This is a genomic window from bacterium (genome assembly GCA_021372515.1).
Lineage (GTDB): Bacteria > Gemmatimonadota > Glassbacteria > GWA2-58-10 > GWA2-58-10 > JAJFUG01.
Genome location: JAJFUG010000050.1, coordinates 1 through 21,285, shown reverse-complemented (window position 1 = coordinate 21,285; position 21,285 = coordinate 1). Strand labels below are relative to the sequence as shown.

Genomic DNA, 21,285 nt, shown 5'->3' with positions numbered 1-21,285 from the left:
GTTGCAGCGGCGGCGCTGCCGCGAATCGCCGCCGCGCCACGGAGCTTTGACAGGCTGTTTCGTTTTGCATGCGACTGCACGCTGCCTTTGCGGGAGGCTCAGACATGCGCGGCCCCCAAAGGCAACCATGGCGGCCCGGGTGGCCGCCTCTGCGGCATAACGCGAAAAGGCCGGCCCCTGCGTTCAGGGACCGGCCTTTTCGTTTTCAACTTATCTCAAGCTCGATCAGCGGGCGGGCTCGAACACGGCCACGTAGCCGCCGCCCGGGGCCAGGTTGATCTTGAGGGTCTGGGTCCCGGCGATCTGCTGCTCGCTGGTGGCAACTTCCTCGGGGTTGGCCGCGGCCTTGGCCCCATCCGCCCAGACTTTCATGGTCCAGTTGCCGCTGCCCAGGAAATCGCTCAGCGGGACCTCGATCTCGCGGGCATCCCAGTCGGTCATGGCGCCCAGGTACCAGAGGTCGCCTTTCTTGCGGGCCAGAACTATATAGTTGGCGATCTCGCCCTGCACGAACTTGGTCGCATCCCAGGTGGTCGGGACCTGCGAGATGAAATCCATCCCGGCGGCCTTGTTGGCGTTGACCGGGGCATCGGCCATCACCTGCAGCGGGGACTCGTAGACCACGAACATGGCCAACTGGTGGCAGCGGGTGCCCATGCTCATCGGGTCGATGTCCTGCGGCTTGAAACCTTTCTGCGTGGCGTTGTTGAATGCGCCCGGGGTGTAATCCATCGGGCCGACCAGCATGCGGGTGTAGGGGATCGTGACATCGTGCTCGGGGTCGGCGTTGGTGCTCCACTTGTCGTACTCCAGGCCCAGGACCGCCTCGCGGGTGATCAGGTTGGGCCAGGTGCGGCGCATGCCGGTGGGCTTGTAGGCGCCGTGGAAATCGACCAGCAGGTGGTGCTCGGCGGCCAGGGCCACCACGTCCTGGTAGAACTTCACCATCTCGGCGTCATCGCGTTCCATGTAGTCGATCTTGACACCGGCCACGCCCCAGCTCTCGTATAGCGGGAAAGCTTTGTCCATCTGCTTCTTGACATTTTCCCAGTTGAGCCAGAGGAGGATTTTCACACCCTTGCCGGCGGCGTACTTGACCAGCTCGGGGATATCCACGCCCGGCACCCCGACCGCGGTGATATCCGCCTCGGGATCGTGGTCCATGCCGTACCAGCCGGCGTCGACCAGGAAATACTCGAACTTCTGGTCGGAGGCGAAATCGACATACTGCTTATAGGTGTCGTTGCTGAAATTACCCTGCGTGGGCTTGGCGTTGCGCTTGCCGCTGTCCACCAGACGGCCGCTCCACCAGTCCCAGGCGGCCTTGCCCGGCTTGATCCAGGAGACATCCTGCACCTTGGAGGGCTCGCTGAGGCAGAGGACCAGGTTAGACTCGATCAGCTTGCCCGGGGTGTCGGCGATCATCACCACGCGCCAGGGTGACTTGAACGGCACCTGGCCCGTGAGCTTAACCTCTTTCTCGCCCGGCATCGGCACGAGCACGCTGACCAGGGTGTTGTCCATGTCGCGCGAGCCGGCCACATACTGGGCCGGGTAGTTCTCGAGCGCCGCCTCGGTGACACAGACCGCCGGGCCGCCCTCGAACAGGGCCACGAACGGCAGAACGGCGGTGCTGTCGCGGGAGACGCCGGAAACCTTGGTCGCTCCGTAGTGGAATTCATAGCTCTGGTTGAACCCGGTGACGAACCCGGCATACAGGGTCACGTCCTCGGGGAACACGTAGCTGGTCATCTCGTTGGTCAGGGTGAAATCCTTCAGGAAACCCTTGTGCCCGGCCGAGGGGATCGAGATATGCGGCTCCTGCTCCGGGAACTCGTAGCGGAAAGCCAAGCCCTCGTTGTAGGCGCGGAAAATCAGGTTGAAAGTCTTGGCCGGGATGATCTTCTCACGCAGGGAGATCACCACCTCGTTATACTCCGCGCTGACCGAGGACTGCTTGCTCAGCGGGGTGTCAAACTGGTCGGCGCCCTTGGATTCCTTGACATCCATGATGAGGATGTTGCTCATCACCAGGCCCGCCTCGCCGAAATTCACGCCCAGAGAGGACTCTTTAAGGAGTTGCTTCCCGCCGTAGTACACGCTGTAGTACATGTTCTGCCCGAAAGGATAGGGCTGCTCCATCTCCTTGATCTCGAAACGGGCCTCGACCTTGCCATCGGGGCTTTTCAGCGAGACCGAACTGCCTTCGTAGAACTTGCCGCAGGACAGCAACAGCAGCGTCATCAGCACCAACAGTGAAGCCGACACGTTGGCCAGGCGTTTAAACATGGAATTCCCCCTGTCCGGTTTTTAAGCAGTTGTACCGCTTTGTCTTAAGTTTAAGAGTTTCAATTTTAAGGAAGAGGATAGCATTCAAGCAGAAGCAGCAGGGGAATGCGCCATCGGCGGACCTGCCGGCAACAGACAGTGACAGGGCCACGCGACGGGCTTTCCCGAAAGGGATTATATAATTTAAACGTCTTTGAAAAGCAACATTTTAGTTTTGTGGTAAAACATATCCGGTTTAAAATATTCTCTCCACACGGGAGGGCGGTCCGGGCGCTCCTGCGCAGTGCCCCACGCCGAAGCGCCCGACGGTGAGACAGTTCCGGTTCAGCGCAGGCCGGTCACCCGCAGTTGTATCATGTAAACTTTCTCCCGGGCGGTGATGAACAACTGGTCGAACCCCGGGCCGCCGAAAGTGCAGTTGGTCGGCACGAGCGGGGTGAGGATTTTACCCAGGAGCTTGCCCGCCGGTCCGAGCACCTGCACCCCGTCACCGCAGGCCGCGTACACGCGACCCTCCCGGTCCACGCACATGCCGTCCGGGGCGCCGGGGCTGACCAGCGCGAACACGCCGCCGCTCTCGCGCAGGCTGTCGCCCTCCAGGCTGAACGAGCGGATATTGTGCGGCTCGCCGCTGTCGGCGATGTAGAGGGTTTTGCGGTCCGGGCTGAACACGATCCCGTTGGGCATGTCGAAATTGTCCACCATCACCTGGGGCTCGCTCTGTCCGGGCTTCAGGCGGAACACGTAGTTGCCGTCCTGCTCCTGGGGCCGTCCCTCCAGGCCGTAGGGCGGGTCGGTGAACCAGACCGAGCTGTCCGGCCCCACGACCGCGTCGTTGGGGCTGTTGAGCTTCTTTCCGCGGTAGGACTCACACAAGGAGCGCACCTCGCCGTCGGGGCCGGTCAGGCTGACCCGCCGGTTTCCGTGCTCGCAGGCCAGCAGGCAGCCGCCGCCCTCCAGGATCAGCCCGTTGGAGTTGCCGCTCGGCTCGCGCCACACGGTGCATGCGGTGTCGCCCTCCTGCCAGCGGTAGATCCGGTCGGCGGGGATATCGCTGAACAGCAGGCAGCCGACCGCCCCGGCAGAGTCGATCCAGACCGGCCCCTCGGTGAACTGGAATTCGCCTGGAATCTGCGTGAGGGCCGCATCCGCCGCGACCACCTTGGAGAACTCCGGGTCCAGGGCCTCAACCGCTTTCGCACCACTGTCCTGCCGGGTCGCGGCGCAACTGAAACAGAACAGTCCGAGCATTACGGCCGCAATCGCCGTTCTGGCCATTGACGCCTCCGTGAGCCAAAAGGTGAAAAATGCCGGGGAAACCGCCGCCCAAATATGAAATCGTTCCTCAGCAGTGACAAGAGAGACAATATTCTTTGCGCGGGGACGGACAAAGATACTAATATAGATTTCTCGGAAACGGGAAACAGCGCAGCCAGTAAGGCTGGGGACGCCGCGGCGCCTTTGGGACAGTCATACAACGAGGGAACGAATGAAAGTACTCCTGACCGGTGGGGCGGGCTACATCGGCTCGCACGCCAATAAGCTGCTGAACGCCAACGGCATCGAGACCGTGGTGCTGGACAACCTGTCGCGCGGCCACCTGGAGGCGGTGCGCTGGGGCCGTCTGGTCCGCGCCGACCTGCTGGATTACGAGGCCCTGGAACGTATCTTCGCCGCCGAGCGGTTCGACGCGGTGATGCATTTCGCGGCTTTCATTTTCGTGGGCGAGTCGGTGAGCCGGCCCGAGATGTACTACCACAACAACCTGGCCGGCTCGATCAACCTTCTGCGCGCCATGCGCGCCCATGACGTGGGCCGGTTCATTTTCTCCAGCACCGCGGCGGTTTACGGCATGCCGCAGACCACACCCATCGCCGAGGAGCACCCTCTGGGGCCGATCAACCCCTACGGCTGGAGCAAGTTCATGATCGAGCGCGTGCTGTCCGATTTCGGCGCGGCCTATGGTCTGCGCTCGGTGGTGTTCCGCTATTTCAACGCCGCCGGGGCCGACCCAGACTGCGAGACCGGCGAGCACCACGACCCGGAAAACCACCTGGTGCCCCTGGTGCTCAAGGCGATCCTCGACCCGGCCCGCGAGATCAGCGTGTTCGGCGAGGACTACCCCACGCCGGACGGCACCGCCGTGCGCGACTACATCCACGTGCTGGACCTGGCCCAGGCGCACCTGCTGGGGCTCGAGAGCCTGATGCAGGGCAGCAAGCCCGGAGAGCCGGCCAGCCGGGTGTTCAACATCGGCAACGGTGAGGGGTTCAGCGTGCGGGAGGTTATCGATGCCGCCCGCCGGGTGACAGGTGGCGCCCCGCGGGTGACAGTCGGGCCGCGCCGGGCCGGGGACGCCTCCTCGCTCGTGGCCTCCAGCGGCAAGCTGCGCCGCGAGCTGGGCTGGAACCCGCGCTACCCGCGCCTGGAGGACATCATCGCCCACGCCTGGGAGTGGGAAAAGAAACTGAACGCTGTGAGCTGAGGTCAGTCCGTGTCCGGCAGCCTGTTCTGAGGGTCCCGGAGCGATAAGGATATAATAAAAAAGGGGCCGCCTGTCGCGACGGGCGGCCCCTTGCGTTTGGTGTAAAGCTCCAGAAGCGCTCAATCGACGCTCGAACAGGCGGTGTAGCCGCCGCCCTGGCCCCACTCGAAGATATAGACCGTCAGACGGCCGCAGGTGAAGGGAAGGACATATTTGTAGTCAGTCATCTGGCCGTCGCCGTTTCCTATGGACACCGACATGGTGCGGAAAGTCGGCGGAACGTTGGCCGGCAGCGATTCCACGCGGTACTGGTCTCCCATGATCGTATCCACTTTGCCTTCCGCCACCAGACCGTCCAGGAAAGCGTGCGTCTGTTCCGTCAGCGCCTCCATCTGGGCCGGGTCCTTGAAATCCTTGATCTGGATATTGTCCGGCTCCAGGCTGGCCTGCGGGTCGACCAGGCTGCTTTTCCCGTTGTCCGAGCAGGCCAGCGCAGCCAGCAGGGAGATGAAGAGCAGGTAAACCACAGGTTTTTTCATCGATCCTCCTGCTGCGTGGAATTTTCGGGGAGGGACCTACATTTCTATCTTATCATTGCAGAATGATTTTGTCAAGACATTGGCAACAAAAATAACTTTAATAACATTTTTAAAGTTGTACAGGAGGAGGAAAACAAAGAAGGGACACGCTGTTCTGCGTATCCCTTCTGTTCTCCAACAATGACCTGTTCCGCTTGAAAAGCGGCTGGAGGAAACGCCATTCTACTGGGTCAGGGGATTGTCGTGCTTGATCTTGGCCCAGAAAGTTGCATAGTTGAACGGCTTGTAGGTCGGGCTCTTCTCGTTGTGGCACTGCTTACAGGTTTTCTCGTCCGGAACCTTCAGGCCGGCGGCGACCGCGGCCGCCTTGTCCTTCATCACCTTGAGCGGCGAGTAGTCTTCGCCCGGGCCGTGGCAGCTTTCGCAGGTGACACCTTCCTCCTGCGCGTACTTCGGGCCTTTCATCTCGGCCGGCGCGTCGAACCCGGTCACGTGGCAGCTCAGGCAGCCCTTGTCGGTCTGCGGATCGGCCACGCCGGCTTTTTTGGCCACCGCCTTGGCCTCATCCGTGGCCAGGACAGTGAAAGCCTTGGCATGCGACGAGCCGCTCCACACGCCGTACTGGTTGCCTTTCTTTTCGGCCATGTGGCAGACCTTGCACTTGCTGGCGCCGGTGAACTTGTGCTGATAGGTCGCCGCCCCGGCCAGGCCGGTGAAAGCGAAAGTCAGCACTGCAACGCTTACTGCTGTGAGAATTCTTTTCATCTGCACCTCACGGTTTTGGGGACAGGTCGGCCGGGGAATCCGCCAATTAAACGATAACACTTCGATAAAGTTTCTGCAAACGCCCCGGCCGATCCACATCCGTCACAGCCGGTGGCTTAAGCCTTGATCAGCTGCTTGTCGAAGTCCCAGAGCACGGCGGACTGGGTCTGGATCGAGCGGTTGACCATGTGCGCAACCGCGGCGGCGCGGTGGCCGACCTCGACGCACTCGTAGGGCTGCTTGCGGCTCTGGATCGCGGCCAGCCAGCTCTTCACGTGCGCCAGGGTGGACTCGTCTCCCGGCTCGAACGGGATTTGCTCGCTCTTGGCCGCGGCCTCGCGGGCTTTGGCCGCGGTCTCATAGGCGATCAGCTTGGGATCGGCGTAGTAGGCCTGTTCCAGCTGGCTCGGCCAGGAGCGCACCACCCAGCGGTCGTCTTCCATCGGGGTTTCGGGGGTGAAAGTCAGGTTCTCGCCGATCACCAGGCTGCCCTCGGTGCCCAGCACCTGGAACCCGTCACCCGCCGAAAGGGTGTTGTTGAACGTGGTGGACATGTTGACCATGAAGCCCTCGCGGTAGGCCAGCGAGGCGTTGACCGTGTCGGCCACGTCGCGGCTGGACTTCCAGCGGTACAGTCCGCCCATGCCCATGACCATACTCGGGGCGGCCACGTTCATCACGAAATGGATCGTGGTGGCCAGGTGCACGAACAGGTCGGTGGGGATGCCGCCCGAATAGTCCTTGTAGCAGCGCCAACGGAAGAAGCGCTCGAGGTTGAACGGCTGCGCGGGGGCCGAGCCCAGGAACTGCTTCCAGTCCACGGTCTGCTCGTTGGCGTCCGGCGGGATCGGATAAATCCAGGCCCCGCCCGCGGTGTTGCGGTTGTAGTAGGCGCGGACCATGGTCACCTGGCCCAGCTTGCCGGAGGCGATGACTTCCTTGGCCTTTTTCTGGGCGTTGGTCGAGATGCCCTGGCTGCCCACCTGGAGGATACGGTCGCTGCCCTTGACCGCTTCGATCAGCTTCACGCCCTCATCCACGGTGAAAGTCAGGGGCTTTTCGATGTAGACGTCCTTGCCGGCCTGGATCGCCTCGATGGCCATCTGGATGTGCCAGTGGTCGGGGGTGGCGATCACCACGGCGTCGATGCTCTTGTCGCCCAGGATCTTGGTGTAGTCGTCATAGGCCTTGGGACGGCCGCCGCAGCGCTCGATGGCCCGCGCAACACGGCCCTTGTAGGCATCGCAGACCGCGACGATCTCGAACTGCGGGACAGTGAGCATCGCGTCCATGATCTGCTGCGGGCGCGCGCCGGTGGCGATATAGCCCACGGTGATCTTGTCCGAGGGCGCAACCGCGCCGCTTACCATGCTCGAGCGTGTCCCCAGGGCAAGAGCGCCCAGGCCCGCACCGGCGGCCCAGGCCGAATTTCTCAGAAATCCGCGCCGGCTGATGTCTTTCCCCTGCTTCGATGCCATATGACAGCCCCCTGTCTGTTTTCGGACGGCACAAAAAGACCGCCCCATAATATGGTGAATTGGACTGCGGAGTAGACCTGCCTATTCAAACGGAATTCTTGCACAAGGATGGATCGGCCCCCCTGAGTTCTCCGTCAGGACCGGGGAGGGACCGGGTGCGGGGAGCCTGCCGCGCCACGGCTGTCCGGAGAAACTGTTCGGCTGTAACCATTTACAGTTAAGGTCAGAGGTGAGTTCCAGCATAATCAGTCCCGGCGGGATTGTCAATGATTTTCCGGCTGCCCGGCGGTCCGTGGGGAGCAGGCCGGCGGGCAGCTGGCCCGCTTTTTGCCACTCAGTTCGACTGAAGCTGCGGCGCCGCAGGAAAAAGGTTTGAGACATCCGCTCAAAGTTATTATCTTTATCCAGCCGCCTTGCCGGAACTCCGGGGCAGTATGTGGGTATCGTGTGACGGCGGACAATTATCCTGATTTTCGAATTACAATCGAGCCGGTGAGGATCGATGACCTCAAAGTCAATCGTAAAGCCGGGAGCGCTGCTCCTGGCCGTGGCCTGTCTTTGTTTCGCCGGCGCCGCCCGGGCGCTGGACTTTCAATCCCTGGGTCCGTCGCCCGCTCTGGGCCGCTCCCATGTTCCGCAAGGCTCCATGCCCAACCCGGACGCCCCGGCGCTCAAGGCGTTCCTGGGCGGCGCCCCGGCCGGCACACAGCTCGCCGCAACCCAGTGGCCCCTGCACCTCAAGATCGGCGTGATCCGCGTGCAGTTCAAGCCGGACAACAACCCGCGGACCACCGGAACCGGCACCTGGGGCGACATCCCGTTCTTCACCTTCGACGCCGCGGGCAACATCGTCCAGGACAACAGCATCGACTCCAAAGCCAAATTGTATGTCCAGCGCAACCTCCTCTGGGCCAGCCAGTATTACCAGGCGGTCAGCCAGGGCAAGGTGGTGCTGGAGGTGCCCGACACGCTGACCGACATCTCGGCCATCTACACCCTGGACAAGGAAATGGCCGAGTACGGCAAGGACGACGACTACAGCCTGCGCACCTGCAACCTGGCGGTGGACGCGATCAAGGCCGCGGACGCCGAGATGGATTTCTCCAAGTATGATATGATAATGGTCTTCAGCGCCGGCTGCGGCCAGCACACGGATTTTGTCCCGGACACCCCGGACGACATCCACCCGGTCTCGATCAACCGGGCCCTGCTGGCCGAGATACTGGAAAACGGCAAGCCGGACTACCAGGGCATCGCCACGGGCGACCACAAGCCGGACGGCAGCCCGTTCTTCGTGCAGTTCATCCAGATTTTCCCCGAGACCGCGATCCAGGACTGGGACCAGCCGGGTAACAGCCAGGGCGCCCTGCAGGGCCTGCTGGGGGTGATCGTGCACGAGATCGGCCACTATTTCGGGCTGCCCGACCTGTACGACACCATGGTCGGCACGCGGCCCACGGTGGGCTTTTTCTCCCTGATGGCCACCGGGTTCTTCAACACGGTCAGCCGCATCCCGGCCCACCCGGACGCCTGGAGCAAGGTGTTCATGGGTTGGGAGGAGCCGGTCACGGTGAGCGGCAACTGGAACGACATCCGGCTCAAGGCCACCGAGCTGTGGGGCGAGGGGGTCAAGGTGATCAAGGTGCCCATCTCCTCCACCGAGTATTTCCTGCTGGAGAACCGTCTGCGGGACGAGAATTTCAACAGTAAGTTCGATTTCGACGAGCGCGGGGGGGACAATTTCTTCCCCGACCTGCTGATCGATGACTACCAGATGGACGACGGCCGCTACGCCGAGTTCGACTGGTCCATCCCCAACACCCTGGGCCCCGGGCTGCCCGAGATGTCCGCAGCCGACAGCGCCCGCCTGGGCTCGGGCATCCTGATCTGGCATATCGACGAGGAGGTGCTGCGCCGCACTTTCAACCGCGAGCTGACCCTCAACTCGGTCAACACCGAGCCGGAGCATCTGGGGATCGGGCTGGTGGAGGCGGACGGCCTGAACCATCTGCTGGAGCCGTTCCCGGCCTCCCTGGACCCGGGGTTCGGCAGCCCGTTCGATGTGTTTGGCGGGGGAGTGCCGGGGGTGAAAAGCCTGGTCCTGGGTAACCTGAACCTGGATTACGGCCCCTACACCAGCCCGCCCAGCGCCTCTTTCACCGGCCTGCCCTCCAACCTCGAAATCTCGGGCTTCCGCTCGCTGAACGTCTATCCGGGCGAGCCGTCGGTGGACAGCGTTATCGCGGTGGATGTCAAGTTCAACAGCGTGGCCTCAGGGCCGCAGATACCGCATACTTTGTCCGGCTGGCCGCGCATCCTGGGCAGCGGCAGCAACGGGTCCAGCCCGCTGGTGATCGACCTCGACCCGCGCACGCCCGGGGAGGACGTGGTGCAGGTGAGTTCGGACGGCCGGGTTTTCGTGGCCCTGGCCTCGGGCTGGGGCGGATTCGGAGCGGCGGCAGGGGATTCGGTCCCTGGTTCGCCCGCGGCAGGGGACATCGACGGCGACGGGGTGCCGGAAGTGGTGGTGGCCACCGCGCACGCCGAGGTGTTCGCCTGGCGACTGGCGGCGGATGGCAGCCTGACCAGCCTGCCCGGCTGGCCCGTGCGCCTGCCCGGCCTTAACAGCGCCACCCCGGTGCTGGCCGACCTCGACGGCGACGGTGCCCTGGAGGTGCTGCTGCCCAACCGCAACGGCTCATCCGGCTCGCAGCTTTTCGCCTTGACCGGCGCGGGCGGCCACCTGAACGGTTTCCCGGTCTCGATCGGGGCTGAGGCCGTGGCCCCGGTCGCCGTGCTGCAGGACGCCACCCTGGCCCCGAGCGCGATTTTCGTGGGCACCTTGGGCGGCAAGCTGCTGGCTTTCGACAGGCAGGGACATGAAAAGTATTCAGCCGATCTGGGTGCGCCGATAGTCTGCGCCCCTCTGGTCGGCAAGATGGGCCTGCCGGGCTCCTCGGAAGAGGCGCGGGTCTGCGCGTTCGCTGAAGATGGAAAAATCTGGAGCCTTAACGCCGCCACGGGCGAGCCGTCCGCGGGTTGGCCGGTGCTCACCGGCGGTTCCTGCCTGGCCGGCGGGGCGTTAGGCGATGTGGACGGCGACGGGCTGAACGAGCTGGTGGCGCCGGTGGATTTCCCCGACTCGCCGGAGAAGGACGGGGCCGAGCTGTACGTACTGGAGTACAACGGCGCGGGCCTGGCCGGTCACCCGCTGCACCTGAACATGGATTACTCCTATCCCGCGCCCTACATGAGCGCGCCCGCCCTGGCCGACCTGGATGGGGACGGGGCCCAGGAGATGCTGGTTTCCACCCGCGGACGTCTGGTGGCGGCCTACCGGGCGGATGGCACGGGCCGTCCGTTCGAGCGTTTCCCCACCGGCAGCGACGCGGTGCTGCCCCCTGTGCCCGCCGACCTGGACGGGGACGGTAAGCTGGACCTTCTGTGCTCGGACGCCGAGGGCTTCCTGTACGCCTGGTCCACCGGCTCAACCAAGCTTTCGCCCCAGTGGGCCGGCCTGGGTAACGGGCCGGCGCGCACGGGCCTAAGCTCGTCCGCGCAGAGGAACCCGGGCCTGCCCTCCGCGGCCACGGCCCTGAGCGAGAACACATGCTATGTCTGGCCCAACCCGCTGCGCGGTGATCGCGCCCGCGTGGTCTACCGTCTGGGCCGCGGCGATGTGAGCCGGGTGACTGTCAAGGTGCTGACCACCAGCGGTGAGACCGTGGCCGAGACCGATGGCGCCACCTCCGCCGCCGCGGGCCAGGACAATGAGGTGGTCCTGGACGCCTCGCGCTACGCCAGCGGGGTGTACCTCGTGCTGATCGAGGCCCGGAGCGAGGGAGCCGGCACCGCCCGGGTGCTGAAAAAATTCGCCGTGATACGCTGAGCCAAACCCAAACGAGGGACATCGAGTGCCGACATTCAATAAACACACGCTCCGTCCGGGAGCGGCGGTCGCGGCGCTCCTGCTGCTCACCGGCCTGTTCCCGGCCGCGGGCAGCCTGCGGGCGGACGACATCAATTCCAGCACCGGCACCACGGCGCTGAACTTTCTGAAGACCGCGGTGGGAGCGCGCGCGGCGGCCCTGGGCACGGCGTACACCGCTCTGTCGGATGACGCGGCGGGCTGTTTCTGGAACCCGGCCGGCCTGACCGACGCCCCGGAGCGCGAGCTGTTCTTCACCCACCAGCGCCTGATCGCCGATATGTCGCAGAGCGCCGCCGCCTACGTGTTCGATGTGGACCGCTTCAAGGTCGGCGTGTCGATGAACTATTTCAGCGCCGGCGAGCTGGAGCGGCGCGAGACCAACTCCGTGGAGGCCCAGGGCACGTTCAGCCCGTTCGACATGGCCCTGGGGGTGAGTGCGGCCATGCGGGTCAACGAGCTGGTCTCGGCCGGGGTGACCGCCCGCTGGGTCCACGAGAACCTGGACTCCCAGACCGCCAGCGCCATGCTGTTCGATATCGGGGTGCGCTCCCGCACGATCATCCCCGGCCTGAGCGCGGCCCTGAGCGTGCGCAACCTGGGCACCCAGCTCAAGTACGAGAACAAGGGTTACGACGCCCCGCGGGAGGTGGCGGTGGGCGCCTCCTACCACAAGGGCCTGCCCTGGGCGCGCGGCGCGGCCACGGTCACGGCCGAGATCGTGCGACCCAACGACAACGATGCCCGTCTGGCTTTCGGCGCCGAGTACGGCTGGCGCGAGATGCTCTACGGCCGTGTGGGCTACCGCTCCGGCCTGAACAACGAGGACATGTCGTTCGGCTTCGGGATAGTCTACATGCAGTTGCGCTTCGACTACGCTTTCGTGCCCTATGTCGAGGGCCTGGGCGATTCGCACCGTTTCAGCTTCAACTACAGTTTCTGAAGAGTGATTTTAAATTCCCCTCGTTCCCCCTTTGGCAAAGGTGTGCGCTCGATGCCCCGTGCAAGTTGAGGGCCCCAGGGTGCGATCCCCCCTTTCGTAAAGGGGGGGGCATAGGGGGGATTGAAGGTTGGATTCTTATACAGATACCGAGTTCGTTCCACTTCATGTGACATGACATGCGCTCCTGTCTTATCGGCCCGGGCGCGAGATCGGATATAGCACTAATGACAAGCCCCGCCACGCAGCGCCTGTTCCTGTATGACATCGACGGCACGATCCTTTCGACCAACCACAGCGGCTACCGCAGTTTCGTGCGTTCCTGCCGCGAGGTGCTGGGGATCGAGGGTCCCATCGACGGCATTCACATGGCGGGCAAGCTCGACCGGGTGATCTTCGAGGAGATCGTCGCCGCCTACCGTCCCGAACTTTCCGGGGCCGACCTTCTGCCGCACTGGGAGACTTTCCGCGACGGTTACGTACGCTACCTGAGGCAGGAGAGCCTTAACCCCAGCGAATGGATACTCTACCCCGGGGTGCGTGAGCTGGTCGAGATGTCGCAGGGGCTGGGCGCTCTGGCCCTTCTGACCGGCAACGTGCGCGAGGGGGCGATGATTAAGCTCGCCACCCTGGACATGGCGCGCTATTTCCCCACCGGCGGGTTCGGCGAGAACTCGATCACCCGCGAGCAGCTCGCCCATCTGGCCTATGACGAGGCCTGCCGTCACTTCGGCGTCACATTCCCACCCGAGCGCAGCGTGGTGATAGGCGACACGGTGCGGGACGTGCGGGCCGGGCAGGCCATAGGCGCACGCACCCTGGCCGTGGCCACCGGCACGGTGAGCGAGGCGGACCTTGTCGCGGCGGGCGCCGATCTGGTGGCGCCGGATTTCCTTTCCGCACGCGCCGAGGTGGAGAGTTTCCTGGCCGCCCTCTGATTTTTTCCTCCCGAAAAGACAAATGCCGCCTCTCGAACGGCGGGCAGCTTTTTTTGCCGCCTGTGGCCCGCGCCGCAGGTGGCGAATTTTTTCCGGGCCCCTTATTCTTTTGCAAAGACTAAAGATACGCCCGAGCCTGCCGATAACTCGTAATAGAATACTATTTTACATATTCCGTCTTGCCCGAAGCGACAGCGGGATTCAACCTTGAATCAAGGTCCCGGGAGACACCACACATGGCTGTAACAGAGATCCCGACCGGTGGCGCCGCTTACCGAGTACAGCCTCTCGATAAAGACCAGGCCTCGCAGCAGGATATGTACAACCGGCGCGAGAAGAAGGAAAAGAACCGGAAGCAGGAAAGTGAGAGGCAACTTCGCGCTCAGGAGAAAGGCCGTATCGACCTTCTGGTCTGAGCCTTGACGGCAGAGCTGGATAGCTCCGAAAAATCGAAAGCCGCCCGGACAATCTCCGGGCGGCTTTCTCTTTGTTGCGGGTCCGTCGGCGTGACTCGTCCCGGCGGTCAGGGCAGGAATTCCAGGCAGTCGCGCAGCACCTTGGCCGGGCGCTGGGAGGCGTCGATGTAGTGGATCACGCCGGAGTCGAACTCCATTTTCCCGTTGAACTTCGGGTCGTAGAACGAAAGAATCTTGCCCAGGTTCTGGAAGAAAATGTCCAGTCGTTTGCCCACGGACACCGGGTCCTGGTCGTCCTTGCGGCCTTCTTTCATGGCGCGGCCGGTGATCCGGGCCACAGCCACCTCGCGCGCGGCGGTGATGTGCAGCACACCCTGGATGTCGACGAACGGTGCGATCATCCCGGCCTGCTCCACGTTGCGCGGCAGACCGTCCAGCAGAAGGTAGTCGGTGGCGGGATTGAACTTGCCGTCAGCCACCAGCTTCTCCAGGTTTTCGCGGGCCAGGCTCACCGTGGTCTGGTCATCCACCAGGGCGCCCGATTTCATGGTGCGGTCGATCCCCAGCTCCAGCTCGGAGGCCGTGCCGTCCTTGACCCGCCCGACCAGAGCGCGGAACATGTCGCCGGTGGAGAAATGCAGGTAACCGGGCAGGCAGCCCACGGCCTTGGCGTTGGTGCCCTTGCCGATGCCGTTCGGTCCGAAAACGAGGAAAGTCTTGAATGTGCTCATGCGTACTCCTTCTTGCGGGTGCTGCGGTCAGGTGTACAATTTGGAATCAGCGATACAAGTTGGTTTCATCTGCGGCAGGATGTATGATTAAGATAGGGCGAGACGCATTTTTTTTCAAGCCATAAACCGGATTCAGGCATTGACAGGCGCGGGGAAATTGAGTATAATGCATTATATTTATATGCAACGATAGTTCCCGCGTGGTTTCTGTCACAAGGAGGCCTGCCTTGTCCGAGAGTAAGACCCAAATCACCACCTACATCCTGGTCAGCCAGAAAGAGAAGCTGAAGAACCTTTCGAGCAAGACCCGCGTGCCGGTGAGCGAATACCTGCGCGAGGGGATCGACCTGGTGCTGGACAAATACCGCGAAGAGATCAACATCCAGAAATTCCTGCCTCTCAAGTAGAGGCCCCGCTACCCCGCGCGCAAGCGAAAGGAACCCGGGATGCAAGAGTTCACCGATTTCCTGGCCCACTTGGAGCAGAAACTCTCGACGATCAAGGTGATCAGCGACCTGCTGTACGCCAAGATGGGTGATACGGCCGACCTGAAGGACGAGGACGCGATCGTGCATTTCCGGGCCAGCGAGGTGGAAAACCTGCTGGTCACCCTCGAGGGCTTTGTCGAGGAGCAGGATGCGCTGATCCGGGAGTTCATCGATAATTACCGTCGTCAGAACAGGCTGGAGAACATCACCAAATAATTCGGCCCGAAAGCTGTCAGCATGAAGATATCGAAGGGGTTGCCCCCCGGAATGATGTTTGTGGACGAGCGCCTGCGCGAGGTGGTCGATAAGCTCGGAGACCTTCAGGATGACGATATCCGCGAGCTGGAGGTTTTTGTCGACTACCTGCTGCACGGGCCCGAGAAACTGCCCCCCCGGCACGATAAGGAAAACGCCCGGATATACGATTTCATGAACGGCGGCCTGGAGGGGCGGACGGAGCGGGACAAATAGCCTTCGCCGCGCTCCCGCCGGCAGCGGGAGATTTTGCCCCTCTGGTTTGCATTTATTTCACCTGCAAGAGAATCCTTGCTTTTCCCCGCAAATCAAAACTATCTTCCAGCATCCTGACTCGCCTTCGGGCAGCGCAGCGCGAAATGCCCATGGGCACTGTATCTGGCCCACCACCACCCCGGAGAGCCGCCGATGAGTGACGGTAAGGAATTCAAGCCTTTCGTACCCGCCGACACCAAGATGAAGGAATTTACTTTCCGCGCCCTGTTCTTGGGAGTGGGGATGGCGGTCGTGCTGGGAGCGGCCAACGCCTACCTGGGAATGAAAGCCGGACTGACCGTCTCGGCCACTTTCCCGGCCGCCGTGGTGGCGATGGCCGTACTGCGGGTTTTCCGCGGCAGCGTGCTGGAGGAGAATATAGCCCGGACCACGGCCTCGGTGGGCGAGGCCCTGGTGGCCGGGGCGATTTTCACCCTGCCGGCGTTCATGATCGCCGGGGTCTGGACGGATGTAAACTACTGGGACAGCACGCTGATCATGGCCGTGGGCGGTGTACTGGGCGTGCTGTTCGTCATCATCCTGCGACGGCCCCTGGTCGAGGAGGCCGACCTGCCGTTCCCCGAGTCCAGGGCCTGCGCCGAGGTGGTCAAGGCCGGCCAGCACGGGCAGACCGGGGCCAAGTACGTGTTCGGGGCGATGGGTCTGGCCGCGGTATTCGAGTTCTTCAAGAACGGCAACGGCATCCGGCTGATCCGTGAGAGCGTGACCAGCTATTTCCCGTTCAGAACCAGCCAGATGGACCTGTTTCCCGGCACCTCCGCCAGCGCCGGGGCCTCCTACGGCGGAGGGATGCTGTTCCAGACCCCCTCGGCCTCGCCGGCCCTGGTGGGAGTGGGCTACATCATCGGGGTGCGGCTTTCGGCCTGGGTCTTCGGCGGCGGCGTGCTGGGCTGGCTCGTTTTCATCCCAATCGCCATGTTCTTCAACGGCGGCCTGGATGTCTACCATGTTGCGGGCCAGGACTGGCTCGAAATAGCCAACCAGGTCTGGCGCACCCAGGTGCGTCCGTTCGCTGTGGGCACCATGCTGGTCAGTGCTTTCTACACCCTGGCGCGCATGCGCAAGCCGCTGATGGACGGGATCGGCAAGGCGTTCTCCGATTTCCGTCTCAGCCAGGCCGGGAAGTTCAAGCCCAACCGTCTCGAGACCGACATGAATTTCAAGTGGGTCACTTTCGGCATAATCGGACTGGTGATCCCGATCACGGGCCTCTACTGGTATTTCTCGGGCAACTTCCTGAGCGCCCTGGTGGCCGCGCTGGTGATGACCGTGGCCGGATTCCTGTTCAGCGCGGTGGCCGGCTACCTGGTGGGGCTGATCGGCGGCTCGAACAACCCCATCTCGGGCCTCACCCTTTCGACCCTGCTCGTGGCGGCGCTTCTGATGGTCTGGATGGGCACCACCGGCATGGCCGGGATCGCGGCCGTGCTGGGAGTGGCGGGCGTGGTCTGCTGCACCGCCGGCATCGCCGGAGACATGCTGCAGGACCTCAAGGTCGGGCATATCCTGGGCGGAACGCCCAAGCACATGGAGGTGGCCGAGATAATCGGTGTGATAGCCGCCTCGCTGGTGCTGGCCGGGCCGCTCTGGCTGCTGCACAACTACACGCCCGGCGGAATCGGCGGGGCCGAGCTGCCCGCGCCGCAGGCCGGGCTGATGGCCCTGATGGCCAAGGGCATCGTGGGCGGCGAGATGGCCTGGCCCCTGGTGATCATGGGCGGCTTTTTCGCCCTGGGGCTGATCCTGGTGGGCGGCGGCTCGCCCATGCTGGTGGCCGTGGGCATGTACCTGCCGTTCAACTCCACTTTCGCCATTTTCGTGGGCGGGGCGATCAAGTGGGTGCTCGACCTGCGGCTGCGCAAGCGCAGCGAGAAGGCCAAGACCGCGGCGGAGAACAACGGCCTTCTGCTGGCCAGCGGGTTCGTGGCCGGAGAGAGTCTGACCGCCGTGCTCCTGGCCGTGTTTGTCTTCCTCAAGCTCAATTTCACCACCAGCCCGATGTTCGACTGGGCCTCCGAGGTGGCCAACCGTCCCGTGGCGGCCTGGTATGAGTCGTTCACCGGCAGTTTCGGCTGGCTGATGCCCTGGCTGGCCCTGCTGATTTTCATCCCGCTGACCTGGATCCTGATCCGCATCCCCGCGGCCAAGGCCGATGAGGCGGACCGGAAGGACTGACGCCCTGTAACCGAGGAAGATTCGGACCATGCTCCAGTCTGTGAGTATCTACCTGGGCGGCGTGCTGACTTTGCTGCTGGCGGTATTCCATACCCGGTTCCACCGCGTGTTCGGCTGGGCGGAGGATTTCGGCGGGATATCGGTCGCCAACCGGCGGATTGTGTACACGATCCACGTGGCCCTGTACCTGCTGCTGTTCATGCTCGGGGGCCTGTCTCTGGTCTATGCCCGCGAGCTGGCCGCGGCGGAGGGCCTGGCCCTGGGTTTCGACCTGCTCTGCGCGGTGTTCTGGGCCTGGCGTTTTGTCTGGCAACTGGCCTATTTCAAGCCGCCCGCGGGGCGGAAAAGGCCGCCGCTGGCGCTGGCGATGACGGTTGCGTTCCTGCTGCTGACAGTCTGCTACGCGTTGCCGGTACTCTGCCGTTTCCTCTGAGAGGCCCAGTGCGGAGCGAATGATTCTGTATCAAAACCGGCCTCGATCCGGTTAAGCTGGATGCGGTCCCGTTTCGTTTCCAACCGTTTTTTGAGAGGCGGCGGTTTTGATCACGGAGCACCCCTACCGTCCCAGGCTCAGGAACGACCTCGACCTGGTGCCCATGGCCACGGAGGACGGCACACGTCTGATTGTGGTGCGCGACCCGCTGGAGCTGGCCGGAGCTGACGGCGCCCTGGCGCTGCGCGCCGAGACCGCCCCGGTGCTGCGGCTGCTGGACGGCAGCCGGACCTTGGAGGACATCCACCGCGCGCTCTGCGCGGTCGCCGCCCCCAAGGGCGGCCAGGCCACGGCCGAGGCCATCCCGCAGGACGCGGTCCAGGGGTTCATCCGGCAGCTGGATGAGGTTTACCTCCTGGACAACCAACGCTTCCAGGCCGCGCGCCAGTATCTGGTCCAGGCTTTCCTGAACCGCAGTCAACGCCCGGCCGCCCTGGCTGGCAAGTCCTATCCCAAAGAGAAAGCCGCGGCCCGCGCCTGGGTGAGCGAGTTTCTGGGCCCTGGTGCAGGCGCTGCGCCCCTGGCGGCCATGCCCCTGGCCGGGCGCGAGATCGCGGCCCTGGTGGCCCCGCATATCGAGCTGGAGGTGGGGCGCAAGCTGTACGCCGCGGCCTACAACACCCTGCGGGGACGGAGCTACGACCGGGTGGTGGTCCTGGGGGTGGGGCACAACCTGGTCGATGGGGTCTTTTCCATCACGGACAAGGACTTTGTCACCCCCCTGGGCACAGTGCCCACCGACCGTCTGGCCGTGCGCTCCCTGCGCAGCGCGGCCGGGGCTCTGGCCGCCCCGGATGATTTTGTCCACCGCGGCGAGCATTCGATCGAGTTCCAGGTGGTTCTCTTGCAGCACGTGCTCGCCGGGCCGTTCAGCCTGGTGCCGGTCCTCTGCGGCAGCCTGTACGGCCCGCTGATCGAGTCCGGGGTGGGGCGTCCCTCCGCGCTGGAGGCCCTGGGGCCGGTGATCGCTCAGCTCGCCGCACTGCTGGATTCGCCCGCCTGCCGCACCCTGCTCGTGGCGGGGGTGGATTTCTCGCATGTGGGGCTGAAGTTCGGCGACCGCAAGCCGGGCATCCAGCTCACCCGCGAGGCCGCCGCCGTGGACCGCCAGCTTCTGGCCGCCCTGGCCACGCGTGACATTGAAACGTTCTGCCATGCCAATGCCAAAGTACGCGACCGCTACCATGTCTGCGGGTTCTCCACCCTGGCCCTTCTGCTGGAGGTGCTGCCCGCGGGCTGCCGTGGTGTGGAGCTGGGCTACCAGACCTGGCACGAGCACTCGACCCAGAGCGCGGTGAGTTTTGGCGCGGCGGCGTTCTATAGGGAGTGAGGGGGGGTGAAGGGATAAGAGCGGGTGGCAGGGGAGGGGCAGGTTCTTTTCATGTAGAGGCACGGCATGCCGTGCCCTTTTGGTTTTCACTTCCCCCTTTGTTAAGGGGGGAACAGAGGCGGCATCCCGAACCTGCCGTAATTACTCAGTCTGCGGTTCCTTTTGCTTTTTGCCTCCCCCTTTGGAAAAGGGGGATTGAGGGGGATTTATCCAATAACGCCTTTTCTTTCCTCAACTTTTCGGGCTATCTCCTGTACCACGGCCTCTGTTTCAAGAAGCACCTGACGGCTGTCGAAGCGCAGAACAAGCAGCCCCCGACTTCTCAGGTGCTCATCGCGGATTTTATCCTTCTCCGCCTGCTCCGGCTCCAGGTGCTGGCCGCCGTCCACCTCAATCACCAGAGCGGCGGCTGGAGCGTAGAAATCCACGATGTAATTTCCCAGGGGTTTCTGACGGTAGAACTGCACCCCGTTGATTTGTTTCCTGCGCAGCCTTTGCCAGAGACGGGTTTCGCTGTCAGTGGGCCGGGAGCGCAGGTCGCGGGAGAGGTGGATTAGATTGTCGTTGTAGTCGTACATGGTGGTTTATAAGGTGATAAAGCGGACTGTCTGGTTAAATCCCCCCTAACCCCCCTTTGCTAAAGGGGGGGGAAAGCCGAAAAAGCAGGCTTTAAAGCCTCCCCCTTTGGAAAAGGGGGATCGAGGGGGATTTAATAGAATTAATTTTTCTTTTCCGCTTCTTGTATTCTGTTTATGAGGAGCGGATTTTGTAAAGTGATAAGGCGGACTATCTGGTTAAATCCCCCCTAACCCCCCTTTGCTAAAGGGGGGGAACAGAGGTGTGCTCTGTCACTTGCAGGTTATGGACAGTATCCCGATGATTACTCCACCCAAGCCGGTCAGAAGTGTAGTGACTTTCATAAAGAATTCCCACCGCTCTTGCCTTTCATTCCTTATTAATTCTCTGACATGTTGCCTGCCGAGCCGAGTCAAGCGTTTACGACCATAATCTTCTTCCCAATATTTCGTTTCGGAATAATCGGGCAATTCAATGTCGTATTTATCTGCTTTTATTCTAAATAATTGTGTCAACAACTCATCTATTCGTGTTTTTTCGGCGCTGCCATAATAATGCCATTCGTCTTCTCTTTGCCTTATGTCATCTTGGCTTTTATTCTCGCTTATGGCTTGTCTAACAAATTTGGAATAATCGTTATCTATCTGATTTAAATTTCGTCTAACTTGTTTCATTTCCTTCCTGATTTTTCTCTTATCAAACATTTTGTCTCCTTTTATTGGTAGTTAATTTAACGTAACACAGGAATCATAGCTTTTTCAAGGAAACAGTACACCTTCTCCTTCCCCCTTGACCCCTGTCCCCCCGGCATGTATATTTCCCGAAACCAATCGAAAGCTAACGAAAACCCAGGCCGCGGCGCAGCACCGTCCCGCAGCAGAGCGCCCGGCCGCGGCTTTCACCGCCTCCCACGCCCAAGCCCGGAGCGCCACGTGTTCACCGAGGAAAGACAGCAGAAAATCCTCGAACTGCTCCAGAAAAACGGCCGCCTGCATATCGCGGAGCTGGCCCGCAAATTCGCCGTGAGCGAGGTCACCCTGCGCGCCGACCTCAGCAGTCTGGCCCGCCAGGGCTACCTCACCCGCACCCACGGCGGCGCCGTGCTGCGCGAGCGCAGCATTTTCCCGGGACGCGCCTCGCTCAGTTTCGGCGACAAGGCCGTGGCCAATCTGGAGGCCAAGCG

General features: G+C 62.7%; 20 protein-coding genes and 2 pseudogenes. 14 read left to right on the top strand and 8 right to left on the bottom strand.

Annotated elements, in window-relative coordinates; translation table 11 throughout:
• Positions 1-225: 225 nt before the first annotated feature.
• Complete coding sequence (locus LLH00_04905) at positions 226-2,289, bottom strand: glycoside hydrolase family 97 protein (protein MCE5270603.1); 2,064 nt, start codon at positions 2,287-2,289, stop codon at positions 226-228.
• Between the two features lie 324 nt (positions 2,290-2,613).
• Complete coding sequence (locus LLH00_04900) at positions 2,614-3,567, bottom strand: SMP-30/gluconolactonase/LRE family protein (protein ID MCE5270602.1); 954 nt, start codon at positions 3,565-3,567, stop codon at positions 2,614-2,616.
• A gap of 211 nt (positions 3,568-3,778) precedes the next feature.
• On the opposite strand from LLH00_04900, the gene galE reads away from it, so the two are divergent.
• Positions 3,779-4,774 carry a UDP-glucose 4-epimerase GalE gene (galE, locus tag LLH00_04895; protein MCE5270601.1) on the top strand — a complete coding sequence of 332 codons (996 nt, stop codon included), beginning with the start codon at positions 3,779-3,781 and terminating at the stop codon, positions 4,772-4,774.
• Between the two features lie 119 nt (positions 4,775-4,893).
• Here the strand turns inward: galE and LLH00_04890 are convergent, their stop codons facing one another.
• From LLH00_04890 to LLH00_04880, 3 genes are all read right to left on the bottom strand, one after another.
• Positions 4,894-5,313, bottom strand: a complete 420-nt coding sequence (locus LLH00_04890) for a hypothetical protein (protein MCE5270600.1) — start codon at positions 5,311-5,313, stop codon at positions 4,894-4,896.
• A 222-nt stretch (positions 5,314-5,535) separates the two neighbouring features.
• Entirely contained in the window at positions 5,536-6,078 is a 543-nt protein-coding gene (locus LLH00_04885) for a cytochrome c family protein (protein ID MCE5270599.1), read from the bottom strand.
• Positions 6,079-6,194: 116 nt separating this feature from the next.
• Positions 6,195-7,556 (bottom strand): Gfo/Idh/MocA family oxidoreductase, encoded by a 1,362-nt coding sequence (locus LLH00_04880; GenBank protein MCE5270598.1) that lies wholly within the window; start codon positions 7,554-7,556, stop codon positions 6,195-6,197.
• Between the two features lie 1,120 nt (positions 7,557-8,676).
• On the opposite strand from LLH00_04880, the pseudogene LLH00_04875 reads away from it, so the two are divergent.
• The 6 genes and pseudogenes from LLH00_04875 (at position 8,677) to LLH00_04850 (ending at position 13,778) form a co-directional block, all read left to right on the top strand.
• Positions 8,677-9,141, top strand: a pseudogene (locus tag LLH00_04875) (immune inhibitor A).
• Between the two features lie 824 nt (positions 9,142-9,965).
• A pseudogene (locus LLH00_04870) lies at positions 9,966-10,085 on the top strand (dinitrogenase iron-molybdenum cofactor biosynthesis protein).
• Positions 10,054-11,445 carry an FG-GAP-like repeat-containing protein gene (locus tag LLH00_04865; GenBank protein ID MCE5270597.1) on the top strand — a complete coding sequence of 464 codons (1,392 nt, stop codon included), beginning with the start codon at positions 10,054-10,056 and terminating at the stop codon, positions 11,443-11,445. Before LLH00_04870 ends, LLH00_04865 begins: the two are co-directional and overlap by 32 nt.
• Positions 11,446-11,470: 25 nt before the next feature.
• Positions 11,471-12,427, top strand: a complete 957-nt coding sequence (locus LLH00_04860; GenBank protein MCE5270596.1) for a PorV/PorQ family protein — start codon at positions 11,471-11,473, stop codon at positions 12,425-12,427.
• A 224-nt stretch (positions 12,428-12,651) separates the two neighbouring features.
• Entirely contained in the window at positions 12,652-13,362 is a 711-nt protein-coding gene (locus LLH00_04855; protein MCE5270595.1) for an HAD hydrolase-like protein, read from the top strand.
• Positions 13,363-13,598: 236 nt separating this feature from the next.
• Positions 13,599-13,778 carry a hypothetical protein gene (locus LLH00_04850; GenBank protein MCE5270594.1) on the top strand — a complete coding sequence of 60 codons (180 nt, stop codon included), beginning with the start codon at positions 13,599-13,601 and terminating at the stop codon, positions 13,776-13,778.
• A gap of 107 nt (positions 13,779-13,885) precedes the next feature.
• Here the strand turns inward: LLH00_04850 and LLH00_04845 are convergent, their stop codons facing one another.
• Positions 13,886-14,509 (bottom strand): nucleoside monophosphate kinase, encoded by a 624-nt coding sequence (locus LLH00_04845; GenBank protein ID MCE5270593.1) that lies wholly within the window; start codon positions 14,507-14,509, stop codon positions 13,886-13,888.
• A gap of 227 nt (positions 14,510-14,736) precedes the next feature.
• Here LLH00_04845 and LLH00_04840 point away from each other — a divergent pair, with 227 nt between their 5' ends.
• From LLH00_04840 to amrB, 6 genes are all read left to right on the top strand, one after another.
• Positions 14,737-14,916: a ribbon-helix-helix domain-containing protein gene (locus LLH00_04840; GenBank protein ID MCE5270592.1), complete on the top strand. Its 180-nt coding sequence runs from the start codon at positions 14,737-14,739 to the stop codon at positions 14,914-14,916.
• Between the two features lie 39 nt (positions 14,917-14,955).
• Positions 14,956-15,213 (top strand): hypothetical protein, encoded by a 258-nt coding sequence (locus tag LLH00_04835; GenBank protein ID MCE5270591.1) that lies wholly within the window; start codon positions 14,956-14,958, stop codon positions 15,211-15,213.
• Between the two features lie 21 nt (positions 15,214-15,234).
• A complete protein-coding gene (locus LLH00_04830) occupies positions 15,235-15,468 on the top strand; it encodes a hypothetical protein (protein ID MCE5270590.1) in 234 nt (77 codons plus the stop codon).
• A gap of 192 nt (positions 15,469-15,660) precedes the next feature.
• Positions 15,661-17,703 (top strand): oligopeptide transporter, OPT family, encoded by a 2,043-nt coding sequence (locus LLH00_04825; GenBank protein MCE5270589.1) that lies wholly within the window; start codon positions 15,661-15,663, stop codon positions 17,701-17,703.
• A 28-nt stretch (positions 17,704-17,731) separates the two neighbouring features.
• Positions 17,732-18,136, top strand: a complete 405-nt coding sequence (locus tag LLH00_04820) for a hypothetical protein (GenBank protein ID MCE5270588.1) — start codon at positions 17,732-17,734, stop codon at positions 18,134-18,136.
• 106 nt (positions 18,137-18,242) lie between these two features.
• Positions 18,243-19,526 carry an AmmeMemoRadiSam system protein B gene (gene amrB / locus LLH00_04815; GenBank protein ID MCE5270587.1) on the top strand — a complete coding sequence of 428 codons (1,284 nt, stop codon included), beginning with the start codon at positions 18,243-18,245 and terminating at the stop codon, positions 19,524-19,526.
• Between the two features lie 206 nt (positions 19,527-19,732).
• Here the strand turns inward: amrB and LLH00_04810 are convergent, their stop codons facing one another.
• Positions 19,733-20,104 carry an endonuclease domain-containing protein gene (locus LLH00_04810; protein MCE5270586.1) on the bottom strand — a complete coding sequence of 124 codons (372 nt, stop codon included), beginning with the start codon at positions 20,102-20,104 and terminating at the stop codon, positions 19,733-19,735.
• A 270-nt stretch (positions 20,105-20,374) separates the two neighbouring features.
• The gene (locus tag LLH00_04805) at positions 20,375-20,806 is read right to left on the bottom strand and encodes a hypothetical protein (GenBank protein ID MCE5270585.1); all 432 of its coding nucleotides are present in this window, start codon (positions 20,804-20,806) and stop codon (positions 20,375-20,377) included.
• A 228-nt stretch (positions 20,807-21,034) separates the two neighbouring features.
• On the opposite strand from LLH00_04805, the gene LLH00_04800 reads away from it, so the two are divergent.
• Positions 21,035-21,285 (top strand): DeoR family transcriptional regulator (locus LLH00_04800; protein ID MCE5270584.1); only part of this gene is annotated, 251 nt, incomplete at its 3' end.

What these genes read in the sequence shown, in the direction of transcription:
- LLH00_04805 (MCE5270585.1), bottom strand. Translation starts at nt 20,806, where the DNA reads ATGTTTGATAAGAGAAAAATCAGGAAGGAAATGAAACAAGTTAGACGA.
- LLH00_04820 (MCE5270588.1), top strand. Translation starts at nt 17,732, where the DNA reads ATGCTCCAGTCTGTGAGTATCTACCTGGGCGGCGTGCTGACTTTGCTG.
- LLH00_04850 (MCE5270594.1), top strand. Translation starts at nt 13,599, where the DNA reads ATGGCTGTAACAGAGATCCCGACCGGTGGCGCCGCTTACCGAGTACAG.
- LLH00_04845 (MCE5270593.1), bottom strand. Translation starts at nt 14,509, where the DNA reads ATGAGCACATTCAAGACTTTCCTCGTTTTCGGACCGAACGGCATCGGC.
- LLH00_04900 (MCE5270602.1), bottom strand. Translation starts at nt 3,567, where the DNA reads ATGGCCAGAACGGCGATTGCGGCCGTAATGCTCGGACTGTTCTGTTTC.
- LLH00_04880 (MCE5270598.1), bottom strand. Translation starts at nt 7,556, where the DNA reads ATGGCATCGAAGCAGGGGAAAGACATCAGCCGGCGCGGATTTCTGAGA.
- LLH00_04825 (MCE5270589.1), top strand. Translation starts at nt 15,661, where the DNA reads ATGAGTGACGGTAAGGAATTCAAGCCTTTCGTACCCGCCGACACCAAG.
- LLH00_04835 (MCE5270591.1), top strand. Translation starts at nt 14,956, where the DNA reads ATGCAAGAGTTCACCGATTTCCTGGCCCACTTGGAGCAGAAACTCTCG.
- galE (MCE5270601.1), top strand. Translation starts at nt 3,779, where the DNA reads ATGAAAGTACTCCTGACCGGTGGGGCGGGCTACATCGGCTCGCACGCC.
- LLH00_04905 (MCE5270603.1), bottom strand. Translation starts at nt 2,289, where the DNA reads ATGTTTAAACGCCTGGCCAACGTGTCGGCTTCACTGTTGGTGCTGATG.
- LLH00_04810 (MCE5270586.1), bottom strand. Translation starts at nt 20,104, where the DNA reads ATGTACGACTACAACGACAATCTAATCCACCTCTCCCGCGACCTGCGC.
- LLH00_04890 (MCE5270600.1), bottom strand. Translation starts at nt 5,313, where the DNA reads ATGAAAAAACCTGTGGTTTACCTGCTCTTCATCTCCCTGCTGGCTGCG.
- LLH00_04830 (MCE5270590.1), top strand. Translation starts at nt 15,235, where the DNA reads ATGAAGATATCGAAGGGGTTGCCCCCCGGAATGATGTTTGTGGACGAG.
- LLH00_04855 (MCE5270595.1), top strand. Translation starts at nt 12,652, where the DNA reads ATGACAAGCCCCGCCACGCAGCGCCTGTTCCTGTATGACATCGACGGC.
- LLH00_04885 (MCE5270599.1), bottom strand. Translation starts at nt 6,078, where the DNA reads ATGAAAAGAATTCTCACAGCAGTAAGCGTTGCAGTGCTGACTTTCGCT.